Genomic DNA, 13,932 nt, shown 5'->3' with positions numbered 1-13,932 from the left:
GCATCTGCGACTCGTGCAGGCCGGCGGCGGTCCGCATCCCCTGGGTGCTGTACGTGAACGGCCCGGCGGTGGGTGTTGATCGAGGCCAGTTCGGCCTTTCAACACTGCTTCTGCGGGGTGCCGCTGTAAGACAGTGCCGGTGATGTGGTGCTCGGCTTGCTCGTGCAGCATGCTTCGGTTGCGCGGATGGGCGGGGTATCGCGGCGAACACTTGGGATCTGCGGTCGCCGAGACCGAGGGAGATGCCGATGAACAGGTAGCTCGGTCGCGCCGGCCGCGTGTGACGAGGTGGGCCCGCGCGCAGAATCTGCCTGATAAGGGCCTGAAGATCTCCCTCCTCGCACCGCAGTCGTGATCTCGCTCAGTCTGACTATTGCCTCGCTTGATACGCAAGATGATTGCCCATGCCAAGATCCTTCAGTGGAAGGCTCCAATGGGCGTCTATGCACAGTGTCCACGTCCGGACTGCAATATCCTGCCCCCCTCGTCTAAACTCAGTGCAACCCAGGCGAAAGTGGGGATAATTGCACGACAAAATCCAGGTTTCGGGTCGGCGGCCCGTGACCCTGACAGAGTCTCTCGCAGCCAGCACGGCGCGGTATCGCATCCTGCTCGCAACCCCGTCGCCCCTCAATGATCCAGAACGGCTGGAGCCTCGTCACGAGCTCGAGGAGATCTATCGGGCCCTGGACGAACTTCGCGTGGATGTCGACATCATTGCGCTTAATCCGCCGACGGTCGGCTTGCTCAGGGTGGCACTGGCCACCCATAAGTTCGACATCGTTCACATCGCGATGCACGCAACCGGGGAACACCTCGAATTTGAGGCTGAGAATGGCCTGATGGTGAGGTTGCCCTACAAAAGGTTCGCCCGGCTTTTTAGCGACTGCTCGGATATGTTACTCGTTCTCAACGGATGTGCGACTGAGGAGTTGGGGGACTGTATCGCGCGATCAGCCTCAGCGGTGACCGTCATATCGGCGGCAGGAGATATTCCACGTACCGCCGCACGGACCCTGCTCGCAGACATATACCGGATGCTGTTCACAGGAATGAGCCCGGAACGCGCGGTCAGCGAGGCGTCCACAGAAATATCCGGCCTGGCTCCCGAGTCCGGACCCGCGTTACGTGTCCGCGGCCATGCTGCAGAGAAGGCGATTTTCAATATCGAGTCAGGAGTCGCTGCCCCGCGGTTCCTCGCATGCGAGCCGCATAACAGCTTCCCCGCTGTGCACAACCAGTTCTTCGATCGCGAGGCCGAGGCTGTCAAGATCTATGACATCCTCTTCGGGGAGCGATCGCATTCCCCATACGTGGCGATCACTGGCGTGACCGGGTTCGGCAAGACGGTTTTGGCGCAGACCCTGGCCAACCGTTATAGCTGGAGATTCCCTGATGGAATCGGCTACTTCAGGCCGGGCGCCGAACCGGTATTCCAAGGTGTCGCGAGGGCTCTGGGGTGGGAAATTGGCCAGGCACCCGAGGCGGTGCTGGCCGCGCAGGTATCCCGGCGACTGTCGGCGAGCAGGTGTCTGCTGGTCCTGGACAATCTCGAGAGCGCGCCCGAGGAGACTCTGCAAGATTTACGTGCGCTGTTCGTTGCCTGGAACACCAGTGTGGGCGGTCGAGCCATCCTGATCTCACAGGATTACCCGCGAGAGTTCGCGGAGATGATCGGTCCCAACAGAATCAACGTCGGATCCCTTCCCATGTCGGCGTCCCGCGAGCTCGTGACCGGCCTGCTCGGTGGCAAGGAACGCGCTCAACAGATCCTCGGCGACGAGATAGCACTCGCCGCCACATTGTGTTTCATGCATCCCAGGACGCTTGTTTCCGCCGGTTCCGTCCTCGACATCGGACAACCGTGGTCAACGCTCAAGGAAGATCTGCAGAGAAACCATCTCCGCGGCCCGGTGAAGATTAACGCCGAGGTGCTGGGGCAGATCATTTCGAAGCTGGAAAAGAAACTTCCCCTTATCGTCGATTTCATCAATGCGTGGTCGATGTTCGAGGACCGTTGCAGGGAGAAGACCTGGCGCAGTCTCGTGGCACAGGCGGTGGGAGCTGAGGAGTCCGCTCGCGCGCTCTACTCCCAGGTGCTCAACGAGTTGCAAGGAGCAGCGATCATCGGGCGTTACGACCTCACCGGCGAGGTGCACTGCGTGATGCATCCGCTCGTCGTCTCGCATCTGCGGTCACGCCATGACGAGATGTCCGCCGAGAAGACCCGTTCTCTGATCAGAAGTCATCTGGACATCCAGAAGGCGCTGTCGTCGGAACTTGAGGACTACCCCGGCGACGAGCTCAGGAACATCAGGCGCACGCTGAGGCTTGCCGAGGACCTGGGGATGTGGCAAGAGATCATCTCTTACTGCGTTGCTGTGGTCGGCGACGCGGATCTGCTGCTCCTCCGCCGAGGCCCCTGGCAAGTCGCTAAGGAACTTCTTGATCTAGGAGAATCCGCCACCGCGGTGGTCCCCGACGGTGCACCCGCTCGTTTGCGATTCCTTCTCAGGAGAGGTCTCGTTCGCTACCGCCTCGCCGAATTCGACCAAGCGGCCTCCGATTACGAGCTGGCCCACGAGACGGCGCGGTCGCTGGACCTGCCACGAGATCAACTGACCGCTTTGAGGGGTAAGGGGCAAGTGCTGTACAGATGCGGCGATTTGGATGGCTCCGAGGCTGCATATCGCGCGGGTCGACAATTGGCCGAAGCAGGTGCATCGGCGGCAATGCAGGCTCTCGCGGGCATCGATCACCAGCTCGGCAAAGTCCTGTATCGCAGAGGTGACCTGGCCGGTGCCCGACGGTTGTTCGAGCAGGTTCGCACCGTTCGGGAGGGAAGAGGTGAGGATCGAGATCTTGCCAAGACTATTCATGAACTCGCCCGCATCGAGCATGCAGATGGCAACATGGACGCTGCGCAAGAGTTGTACTCGCAGGCTCTCTCCATCGAGCGCGCAGTCGGTGATCCCGTGATGGAGCAGGCGACGTTGTTCCAGCTGGCGAAGCTTGCCGTGAAGCAACACGACATAACCTCCGCTGAGCGACTTTTTGACGAAAGTCGCCAGATATCGGAAGGACTCAATGATCTCGTGTGGATCGCTCACGCCCATTACGGGCAAGCCCTTCTCGCGGCCGCCCGCGGCGTCCGCGAAGAGGCCGGGGCGCATGCCTCGGAGGCGATCAGTCTCGCGCGGCAGTTGAACATCGGGCTGGCCAAGGAGATCGCCGGCTGGGCGCTCCGAGAAGACATTCGCCTGCTACCCGCAGCAGACCAACGAGAGTGACATCCGGATGTTCTCATGAATGTCGAGGAAGACCGTGCAATCGCCGCCAAACGCAGGAAGGCCCGAAAGTACACGAGAGAACCGGAAAGGGTGATGTTGCTCGAGATCAAAATGACCATGAGGTCCGAGCATGCGGAGCGGGAGATCTCCTTCTCGGACGACGTGTGGTCATGTACCTGCGACTTCTATACGACAAGAAGGACCTGTAGTCATGTGATGGCCGTGCAGGAGATGTTGTTCGAGAATCTGGGCATTCGTCAACCCTGAGTCGAGATCGGTGCTGGAACGGAAGGTGAGAGAATGATAAAACGGCTCGCCGAAAGGCCCTTACGGACCGCGTTCGGAGTTTGGCGCGAGATTCTCTACTATGACGGGCAGGATCAGTTGATAGTGCTCGTCCTTGGTGATGTCGATGGCGCTTCGGATGTGCCCTGTCGAATACATTCCGACTGCATCTCGGCTCATGTGTTCAACAGCGTCGAGTGTGACTGCCGGGAGCAGTTCATATCCGCACAAGTCTTTATCAAGGAGCAGGGCTGTGGCGTCATCATCTGGCTCGATCAGGACGGCAGGGGAAACGGGCACATGGCGCTGATGTTGGCCGCCAGCCTGGCCGAGCGGGAATCCATTCCGCAGACGGAGGCTTATGTCAGGCTCGGCTATGCGGCCGACCGCCGTACCTACAACGCCGCCGCCGCCGTGCTCCACGACCTGCGGGTCGGGTCCGTCCTGCTCCTCTCGGACAGCCCGGGAAAGGCCGAAGGGCTCACGGACCGCAACATCGCGGTCAGCGGGATGCACTCGGTCGCGGTCGATCTGGAGGAGCACCCGGGGCTCCGTGCGTACTACGAGGACAAGATGGCGAGGGGTTACACCATCGGCGGATTCAAGAGCGAGAGTGTCTAGCGGTGGAGAGAACCCTCGTGATCATCAAACCCGACGGCGTCGCACGCGGCCTCGTCGGGCCGGTTGTCAGCCGGTTGGAGCAGGCCGGCCTGCGCATCGTGCAACTGAAGATGACGCGAGCGACGGAGGCTCAGGTCCTGGACCATTACGCGGAAGACCCTGAGTGGCTCGAAAGCTCCGGAACCCGGGCGGTTGAGCGCCTCCAGGAGAACGGAATCGACTGGCGCGAGCTCACTGGCTGCGAGGCTGCGTCGGACGTGGGACGCCTGATCAGGGCGAGGCTGGTCGACTACATGTGCAGTGGTCCGATCGTGGTACTGCAGCTGGCGGGTCCGGCTGCCGCCCGTAAGACACGGCAGATCATCGGTGCGACACTTCCGTTGGAGGCCGCCGCGGGATCTCTTCGAGGCGGCTATTGTGCCGACGACGTGATCTTGAGTTTCCAGGAGAAACGCGCGCTGGAGAACATCGCGCACGCCTCCGGCGATGCATCGGAGGCGCTACGCGAAATCGAGATCTGGTGCGCGGACAACCAATCCAGGTGAGCCCCGGTGCGGATGCATGCCGCCATGGCCCCGAGAACGGCGGCGGCATGAAGGTGCTCGTGCTCGGTGATCTCTGTCTCGACACCCTTGTCGAGGGAGAGGTGGCGTTCGACTCTGCCGCCGCCCGCGACGGCGGCGACTTCTCGTTGTGGACTCCCTTGTTCGATGCCCCAGGGGGAACGGCCTATCACTTCGCCGCGGCCGCCCTGCGGTGCGGTCACACGCCGGTGATCGTTGGCGCCGTCGGCGCGGACGTCGCGGGCCGGGCGATCACAGCGGCGCTGACGGGAGAGGCGATCGGGCATCAAGTGGCCGTTGCCGACGGGCGTCCGACAGGCCGCACGGTCATCGGCTACAGCGCAACTGGGGCACGGGTCATGTTCGCGTCTCAGGGCACGGCCAACGAGGGCCTGTCCGGTGGGGTGGTTGAGGAGGTACTCGACGCCCTGCCCGGGTTCGACGCCGTCTGGGTGTCCGGCCTCAGCTTGAGCAGGAGGGCGACGCCTACCTACGCGAGCGTGCGTGAGATCGCCTCGGGCGCCACTGCCAGGGGCGTGAGGCTCCTTCTCGACGTCGTTCCGCACGAATTCCACCGGCACTTTTCCGACGTGCCCTCGATTACCGCTGAATTGGGGCCCGTACATGGTCTGGTCTCCGAGTTGACCTCCGCCCGGAGACTGCTCGGCCTGGGTGAGGCCGGCGAGGCACTCACCGATCGGCGACTCGACGAGACGGCCGGTCTGCTGCTGGAGCACGTCGCCGCCACCGTGCTGCGCTATCGGACCGGCTCGCTCTACCGGCAATCGGTACGTACCCGCGGTGGCCTCGCACATGACCTCGAACGCCCTGTCCCCGACCGGCTCGGTCTTCGTGGATACGGCGACACGATGACCTGTGAGGTACTGGCCGAACTTGTCGGAGCGGGGCACAAGGATACGACAACCTCCGGGAAGATCGAATCACTTTAATGCGTATTCATGCGGTCGTCATCGGGATCGATAAGTATCGCGATCCCGCCATCAATGATTTGAGTTTCGCTCGCCGGGACGCGGAGACGATTTCCGCCATGTTGAGGAATTCGTCGTTCGCCGAGTCGATAAGAATCACCGAACTTTTCGATGGTCGAGCCACCCGGGTGAACATCATGCACGCGATAGGGGTGGATCTTCCACGGGAGTCGACCCCGCAGGACGTGATCATCGTCTACTTCGCCGGTCACGGGTCCCCCGAGCTGGAGAGGTCGGCCGCGGAGATCGCCTCGCGCTACCTGATCTGCCACGACAGCAGGTACGACTCGCTCCTGTCCACGTCGATCGATGTTGAACTGGACCTTGCCAGGCTGGCCGCTCGGCTGCCGGCGGCCTTGGTGGTCTTCGTCACCGACGCCTGTTTCAGCGGTTTCTCCGGCGGCCGCGGCATCATCGGTCCCGTGCTCGCCGCCCGGCGCAGGGAGAATCGGATGGCCGTCCGGCTGCCTGAATTGAGGCTCGGCGCGGGGACCGTCTTTCTCGGCGCCGCTGCGGACGATGAGGTCGCCTGGGAGGACTCATCGTTGCGCCACGGGGTTTTCACCCATTTCCTTCACAGCGAGCTGACCTCGGTCAACGGAGGGCAGCGCATCGGCCTTTCGACGCTCTACGACTTGGTGTACGAGGGTGTGTCCACGTTCAGCCTGACACGGCAGAATCCGGTCATGCACGGAACGGTGAAGGGGGCCTACCTCCCAATCTTCAGGTAGCTGCTCCGCAGTCGAGTCACCAGACGACGGGATACATCCATGGGACGATTACTGCTCCTCACAGGCGAAAAGGCCTCCGGTAAGACCAGTGCAGTCCGCCGTGTGGTCCAGGAGGTAGGCCATGAGCACTTCTTCGGATTCTTTGCGGACGAAGTCCGGCGGAACGGCGGCCGCTGGGGGTTCGAGTTGACCACTCTGGACGGTGAAAGGGGCACGCTCGCCTCCATTGATTCCAGCAGCACGCTGAGGGTCGGTGCACCGAACAGTGCCGGGATCGGTCGCTATGGCATCGAGCTGGGCTTCCTCGACAAGGTGTGCGTACCGCTCATCCGGAAGGCGGCGTCGCAGGCGGACGGGAAGATCCTCGTTCTCGACGAGATCGGACCGATGCAGCTCTATTCTGAAAATTTCAAGGAGGCCGTTCTTTCGATTCTGGCCGATTCAAGCCATGCGCTGGTATTTGGCACGATCGTGTTGCGCAGCCTGCCGTGGAGTGATGACTTCAAGAGGCGACCCGGTGTTGAGACCTTTCTCTTGGACAAACGGAACAGGAACAGCCTGGCGCGCATGATGTCCCTTTATCTCAAGGAGACCATACGACCTTCGTGAAGTCTCGTTTCCCGCAGCCTCGACGGGTCAAGGTCGGCGGGCTGACCGGCCCCATATGGATCCGTGCGCCGGCCTGGCCGTCTTCATGCCCACGGTCCTTCGGCGAATGCCGATGCAGTGGTCTGCCAGGGACGCCTGGGGTCGGGCGTGGGATGACGGGGAATCGGTGGCCGTTTCCAGACAGCGGACGGGCGGAAACCGCCCCAGAGCGGCGCCGTCGCGTCGGTAGGATCTAGGCTCGCCCAGAGCCGGTGGCGTGGGGAGTGCGGGGAACGGAGGGGTGAATGTCGCGATCCGGCAGGCCCGTTCCTAGGCCGCCGAGGGCCGTCCAGCGTTGGTTCCAGGAGAGGGAGTCCGACTTCCCCTGGGAGCAGGAGGGGCTGGACCACGTCAAGGGCTTGATGCCGAACGTGGAGCCGTACCGCGCGTGGGCGCTGTTCTCCTTCGTCGCTCCGTCGGGACGGGTCCACGAGTGCGACCTGTTCATCGCGACGCCCGGCGGGCTGTACCTCGTCGAGCTGAAAGGGCATCCGGGACGCGTCGTCAACAGCGGGGCGACTTGGACGTTCAACGCCGACCGGCCGAGGACGATCCGCAACCCGCTGTCGCTGACCGACTGGAAGTCCAAGGAGCTGAAGAGCCGGCTGGCCTGGGCCGCGAGGGAACTGGGGTTCTTCAGCGTGCGGATGCCGCGGATCGAACCGGCGGTGTTCCTGTCCGCGCCGAACCTGGCCTCGGAACTGGACGAGGTCCAGCGCACGCGCGTGTACGGCCGCGACGACCGGCAGACCGGCCTCGGCCGGATCTGGCACGACCTGCTGGGCCGTCCTCCGGAGAACGAGCAGCGGAGGGTCGCGGCCGACTTTTCCAAGCGCCTTCCGCAGATGCTGGAGCGGATCGGCATCACGCATTCCACGGCGCATCTGCGGTTCGGGGACGAGTGGCGCATGGAGCCCGGCGTCCTGGAGGCCGGGCCGCGCTGGGAGGACCGGCTGGCCGAGCGGCACGACATGGTGCACGAGGAGGGCCGGGTCCGGATCTACCTGGTCAACCGGCAGGCGACGGACGAGGCGCGCAGGACGGTCGACCGGGCGGCTCGCCGCGAGTACCAGGTGCTCCAGGGCATCAACCACCCCGGTATCGCGCAGGCGGTGCAGATCCGCGAGCACCAGGGCGGTTCGGCGATCCTCTTCCGGCACCACCACCGTGACCTCCGCCTGGACTCGTACCTCGACGTGCACGGGGCATCGCTCACACCGGAGACGCGCCTCGCGCTCGTGCGGCAGCTCGCGGAGGCCGTCCGGTACGCGCACAACCGGTCGCTGTACCACCGCGCGCTCTCCGCACGGTCGGTGTACGTGTCGGCCAGGGACGACGGGTCGCGGCCGGTGCTGCGCATCATCGACTGGCAGACGGCCGCACGGGATTTCGACACCACCACCCCGATGACGATCGGCCAGTCCACCCTGGACGCCGAACTGGTCGACGACGCCGCGCTGGTGTATCTGGCGCCCGAGTTCGACCAGCCGTACCCCGACCCGGTGGACATGGACGTGTTCGGCGTCGGCGCGATCGCCTACCTGATCCTCACCGGCCGCCCGCCCGCACCCGACCGCGCGACCCTGATCGACACGCTCCGCGACGCCGGCGGGCTGCATCCTTACGCGGTCGCAGATGGCCTGGGCGACCAGCTCGACCGGCTGGTCTTCGAGGCCACGCAGGGCGTCCCGGCGAACCGGCTTGAGTCGGCGGACCGGTTCCTGGCGGAGCTGGACGCCGCCGAGCAGGACGCCGCCGTCCCCGACGACGCGCTCGCCGACGGCTGGGAGGGCACGGACCCGCTGACCGCGACGCCCGGCCAGATCGTGGACGGTGACGCGGACGGCGTGTGGCGGGTCGACCGCGTCCTCGGCTCCGGCGCGACGTCGCGGGCGCTGCTGGTGCGCCGCGACGCCGACGACGAGGAGGCCGCCGAGCCGGGCCCGGAGCGGGTTCTGAAGGTGGCGCTGGACGAGGCGAAGGCGGGACGGCTGGCCGCGGAGGCGGAGGCGCTCGCGAAGGTCGGCGGCGGCGCGATCGTGCGGCTGCTCGGCGGGCCGCGGTAGCTCGCCCAGCGGACGGTGCTGGACCTGGAGTTCGCCGGTGACCGCACCCTCGCCGCGGTCCTCCACGATGACGGGAAGCTGACCTACCACCAGCTCGAGCGGTTCGGCCGCGACCTGTTCCGCGCCCTGGATCAGCTCGTCGCGAAGGGCGTGCGGCACCGCGACCTGAAGCCGGAGAACTTCGGGGTGCTGCGCCGCGCGGACCGCACGTGGGAGCTGAAGCTGCTCGACTTCTCCCTCACGGACGTGTCGGACCGCGATCCGACCGCGGGCACGCGCGGCTACCTCGACCCGTTCCTCGGCACGCCGAGCCGTCCCGACTTCGACGACCACGCCGAGCGGTACGCGGCCGCGGTGACGCTGCACGAAATGGCGTCGGGGGAGCGGCCGCGGTGGGGGGACGAGAGGTCCGACCCGCGCACGGGCGACGACCCGTACCCGTACCTGTCGGCGGAACTGTTCGAGCCTGCGCTGCGCGACGGCCTCACCGCCTTCTTCCAGCGCGCCCTGCACCGGGACGTTTCGGAGCGGTTCGACACGTTCGCGCAGATGGAGGCCGCGTGGCAGGACATCTTCCGCAGGGCGGACGCGACGGCCCCGGCCACGACGCAGGCGACGCTCGCCGGCGGCGACGCCGAGTCCGGGCTCGGCCCGGAGGAACTGAAGGCCGCCCGCGACATCGCGGCGGACGCGGCGACCCTGGAGACGCCGCTGATCGCGGCAGGTCTGTCGCCGCGCGCGGTGGCGGTCGCGGCGGGCTTCAACGCGACGACGGTCAGGCAGCTCCTGGACGTCCCGCCGTACCAGATCTCGAAGGCGCGCGGCGCGGGCGCGGTCGCGAAGAAGGAGCTGAACCGGCGGCACAAGCAATGGACGACCTCGCTGCGCCCGCACCGCAGGGCAGGCCAGGAGCCGGAGGATGAAGCCGTCGCCGGCCCGTCGCTCGGGCCGCCACCCGGCGGCCCTCGCGTGGGAACGCGCGTGGACGACCTCGCGGCGCTGCTCGTCCCCGCCGACGAGCGCCGGGGCTCACGCAGGGGCAGGACGTTGCGGTTGCTGCTCGGCCTCCCGGACACCGACGGCACCGTCCCCGACGACACGTGGCCGACGCAGAGCGCCGTCGCGAAGGCGGCTGAGACGACGCAGGCGACGGTGTCGCGGCACCACAACGAGGCCATCAAGCGGTGGGCCGCGGCCGACTGGCTGACGCCCGTCCGCGACGAGGTGGTCGCTCTGGTCCGAGGGCAGGGCGGGGTCACGACGGCCATCGAGCTGGCGGACCTGCTGCGCGTCCGGCACGGCGCGGCCGACGCACCGCCGGAGGTCACCGTGGCCCGGTCGCTCGCCGTCGTCCGCGCCGCGGTGGAGGCGGAGGCGTTCACCGGGACGGACGGGGACGACGGCCGCGAACCCCGCCTGGACCGGCTGCGCCGCGGGCGGCACGTCCTGGTGGCGCTGGAGTCGCTGCCGGGCACCGACGACCCGACACCCGCCGAACTGGCCGACTACGCCGCCGAACTCGGCGCCCGCGCGGACGAACTGGCGGAGCAGGACCCGCTGCCCGGCGGCGCCGAGGTGATCCGGGTACTGCGCGGCGTCGACCCCCCGGACGGGATGACGCCGCTGTCGGACACCCGCCTCGTCCGCCTCGCGTCCAGCGTCGCGGCGGACGCGCTCGCCTCGCCCACCTTCCAGCTCTACCCGCGGGGCCTGGACCTGTCGAGGGCGCTGCGGCTGTCGCAGGCCGGCGCGGGCGTCCGGTTCCCGCAGGGCGTCACGCTGGGCGACCTGCTGAGCAAGGTCCGCGCCCGATTCCCCGACCTGGACGCCTACACGCCGCCGCCCACCTACGTGGACGTGGAAGAGGCCCTGTCCGAGGCCGGGTTCCCGCTCCGCTACGACCAGGCCGACGAGCGGTTCTTCCCGCCCGCGCCGATCCGGCCACGGACACCGTCCAGCAGCACCACCGCGACCCGCCTCGGCGCCGGTCTCGGCGCCCCCGGCGAAGGCCCCGAGGACATCGCCGACGCCAGACTCACCGCCGCCGCCCGGCAGGGCGGGTTCCTCGCGCTGACCCTGCATCTCAAACGGCTCACCGGCGTCGCGGACGCGCTCGCCGCCACGTACCCGCTGGTCCCGGTGAGCTTCGCGGACGTGTTCCTCGCCGAGTTCCGCGCACTGGCCACCGAGCACGGCGCCGACTGGGGCCAGGTACTACGCGCGGACGAGCGGTTCACCCGCACCGGGGAGATGCCGGGCGGGCTCCGCTCGTTCGTCGTCCGCGTCCTGGACCGCACCGAACAGCGCCTCCACGAACGCGCCGCGACGCCCCGGACAGTGCTGCTCCTTCACAACGCGGGCCTGCTCGCCCGATACTTCGACGTCGGCGGACACGACCTGCTCACCAGACTGCAGAACGCGGCACGCCGCCCATCGGACGTCCCGCACGGACTGTGGCTCCTCTGCCCGTCCGAAGCGCCGCGCGCCACCCCGAATCTCGATGGACGGACGGTCGAGGCCATCGGCGCCACCGAATGGACCGTCCTGGACAAGGCCTTCCTCGCCCGCCTGCACAGCGGCCAGGCCGCTTGACCAGCGGACGACACGAACCACTATCGACGGCACGACCGAACGAGGAGACCGAATCAGTGAGCGTGGACAAGGCGGCCCTGCTGAAAGACCTCCGCAAGCAGGTCACCTCCCTTGAGGACGATCTGCGCGCGGACACCGAACCCGGGCAGCAGTTCCACGCCAAGCTCAAGGCCGAGTACGACGCCGCCCGCGCGCATGAGCGCACAGCGCTGACCTTCGGCCAATGGCGGGACGACCGGGTCACGCAGGCCGCCGTCGCCTGGATCCTCGCCACCGTCTTCGTGAGGTTCTGCGAGGACAACGACCTCATCACCGACCCGTGGATCGCCGGACCCGGCGACCGCCTCGCCGAAGCCGACGAACGCCACCAGCAGTTCTTCCGCGACCACCCGGACAAGAACGACCGCGACTGGCTGATCGCCGCCTTCACCCACCTCGCGAATACCAATGAGACCGTCGCTGGCCTGTTCGACCGCGACCACAACCCGCTGTGGGAGTTGGAGCCGTCCTACGAGAAGGCCGCCGAACTCCTGAAGTTCTGGCGCCGCCTCGACGCGGACGGCCAGATCGTCCACGACTTCACGGACAAGGAGAACCTGGACACCCGCTTCCTCGGCGACCTCTACCAGGACCTCTCCGACCACGCGAAGAAGACCTACGCGCTCCTCCAGACCCCGGAATTCGTCGAGGAATTCATCCTCGACCTCACCCTCGAACCGGCCGTCAAAGAATTCGGGCTCGAACCGCCCTGGAAGCACAAGCCCGCCGGATGGCCCGGCGACGAGCCCATCGTCCACGGTCTCCGCACCATCGACCCGGCCTGCGGCTCCGGCCACTTCCTCCTCGGCATCTTCCACCGCCTCCTCGACAAGTGGAAGAAGGTGGACGTCCCCGGCCTGGACGACTGGGGCCGCATTCGCCGCGTCATGGAATCCATCCACGGCTGCGACAAGAACCCCTTCGCCGCCGAGATCGCCCGCTTCCGCCTCCTCGTCGCGGCTCTGCATGCCGCAGGCGAAACCCGCCTCGACACCGCCCCCGTTTTCCCGATCAACGTCGCGGTAGGCGACTCCCTCCTCCATGGCCGCGGAGCCGAAATCCAGACGGGAATGCTCTTCGGTAACGACGAGCAGTTCACCTACAAGACGGAGGATGTGCAGGAGTTCGCGAAACGCTGCGACCTCCTCGGCGTGGGCACCTATCACGTGGTCGTCGCCAACCCGCCGTACATCGTCGCGAAGGACAAGCAGGAAAACGAGAACTACCGCGCCTACAGCGCCGCCTCGGGAAAATACGCGCTCTCGGTACCTTTCGCCCAGCGCATCTTCGAGTTGGCAATCCGCACGGGCGGCTCAGACCGGGCCGCCGGATTCACCGGCCAGATCACCGCCAACTCGTTCATGAAACGCGAGTTCGGCAAGAAGCTCGTTCCCTGGTTCCATGAGAACGTAGATCTGACGCATATCATCGATACGTCAGGCGCCTATATCCCAGGCCACGGCACACCGACGGTCATCCTCGCTGGCCGCAACCGTACCGCACTTAAGGGTGATCCAATCCGCGCTGTCCTCGGCATTCGAGGTGAGCCAGACCAGCCAGCTAACGCCGCTGAAGGGCAGGTCTGGGCGGCGATCATTGGCCAGCACCGGATTGCTGGAAGCGAATCAGAGTGGGTCAGTGTTACGGACCTGGGGCGGTCAGGCTTGGCCGCCCACCCGTGGTCTCTTAGCGGTGGTGGCGCAGGGGGTGTATTCGACCTAATCGAGGATGCACGAATTAAACGACTCGGGGACTGGGCAACCTCAATTGGGATCACTGCTGTAACTGGTGAAGACGATCTATTTTTGCTCACCGGAAATGGCGCGGCAAGTCGCCTCGGTGTTCCTCAAACACGCCCCATGGTGGTGGGCGACGGCGTTCGAGACTACGGAGCCTATGCCGAATTCGATGCCGTCTGGATTTATGACCAGGATCTGCAGGTCGAAGACTTTGATCAACTAGGCGCTGTTGGTCGGTTTTTGTTCGCCTTCCGTGCTGCCATCTCTCGGCGAAAGCGGTTCGGGGTGCCAATGCTCGAACGGGGAATGGCCTGGTATGAGTGGCAGGAACTTTATGCGAGTAAGTTGCGCACTCCGCTCTCCATAGCC

General features: G+C 66.0%; 10 protein-coding genes. All 10 read left to right on the top strand.

The annotated features are described in order from the left end of the window. The first annotated feature begins 560 nt into the window (after positions 1-560). Positions 561-3,290 carry a tetratricopeptide repeat protein gene (locus tag E1287_RS24340; RefSeq protein ID WP_131967373.1) on the top strand — a complete coding sequence of 910 codons (2,730 nt, stop codon included), beginning with the start codon at positions 561-563 and terminating at the stop codon, positions 3,288-3,290. A 15-nt stretch (positions 3,291-3,305) separates the two neighbouring features. Beyond that, positions 3,306-3,557, top strand: coding sequence for a hypothetical protein (locus E1287_RS24335; protein WP_131967372.1), 252 nt, complete (start codon positions 3,306-3,308; stop codon positions 3,555-3,557). A 33-nt stretch (positions 3,558-3,590) separates the two neighbouring features. Then, the gene (locus tag E1287_RS24330) at positions 3,591-4,196 is read left to right on the top strand and encodes a GTP cyclohydrolase (protein ID WP_131967371.1); all 606 of its coding nucleotides are present in this window, start codon (positions 3,591-3,593) and stop codon (positions 4,194-4,196) included. Between the two features lie 17 nt (positions 4,197-4,213). Next, on the top strand, positions 4,214-4,741 hold the full coding sequence (locus E1287_RS24325) for a nucleoside-diphosphate kinase (protein ID WP_131967370.1): 528 nt from the start codon (positions 4,214-4,216) through the stop codon (positions 4,739-4,741). Positions 4,742-4,788: 47 nt separating this feature from the next. Continuing rightward, positions 4,789-5,709, top strand: a complete 921-nt coding sequence (locus tag E1287_RS24320) for a carbohydrate kinase family protein (RefSeq protein ID WP_131967369.1) — start codon at positions 4,789-4,791, stop codon at positions 5,707-5,709. Next, positions 5,709-6,479 carry a caspase family protein gene (locus E1287_RS24315; RefSeq protein WP_131967368.1) on the top strand — a complete coding sequence of 257 codons (771 nt, stop codon included), beginning with the start codon at positions 5,709-5,711 and terminating at the stop codon, positions 6,477-6,479. The genes E1287_RS24320 and E1287_RS24315 overlap by 1 nt, the downstream gene beginning before the upstream one ends. Positions 6,480-6,518: 39 nt before the next feature. After that, complete coding sequence (locus E1287_RS24310) at positions 6,519-7,088, top strand: nucleoside-triphosphatase (RefSeq protein ID WP_131967367.1); 570 nt, start codon at positions 6,519-6,521, stop codon at positions 7,086-7,088. A 284-nt stretch (positions 7,089-7,372) separates the two neighbouring features. Next, positions 7,373-9,193, top strand: a complete 1,821-nt coding sequence (locus tag E1287_RS44880) for a protein kinase (RefSeq protein ID WP_207934424.1) — start codon at positions 7,373-7,375, stop codon at positions 9,191-9,193. 15 nt (positions 9,194-9,208) lie between these two features. Next, positions 9,209-11,785 carry a hypothetical protein gene (locus tag E1287_RS44875; RefSeq protein WP_207934423.1) on the top strand — a complete coding sequence of 859 codons (2,577 nt, stop codon included), beginning with the start codon at positions 9,209-9,211 and terminating at the stop codon, positions 11,783-11,785. Between the two features lie 56 nt (positions 11,786-11,841). Next, positions 11,842-13,932 (top strand): BREX-2 system adenine-specific DNA-methyltransferase PglX (pglX, locus tag E1287_RS24300; protein WP_207934422.1); only part of this gene is annotated, 2,091 nt, incomplete at its 3' end.

Source organism: Actinomadura sp. KC06, assembly GCF_004348735.1.
Classification (GTDB): Bacteria; Actinomycetota; Actinomycetes; order Streptosporangiales; family Streptosporangiaceae; genus Spirillospora.
The sequence above is the reverse complement of the archived record's forward strand: the minus strand, read 5'-3'. Positions and strand labels throughout refer to the sequence as shown.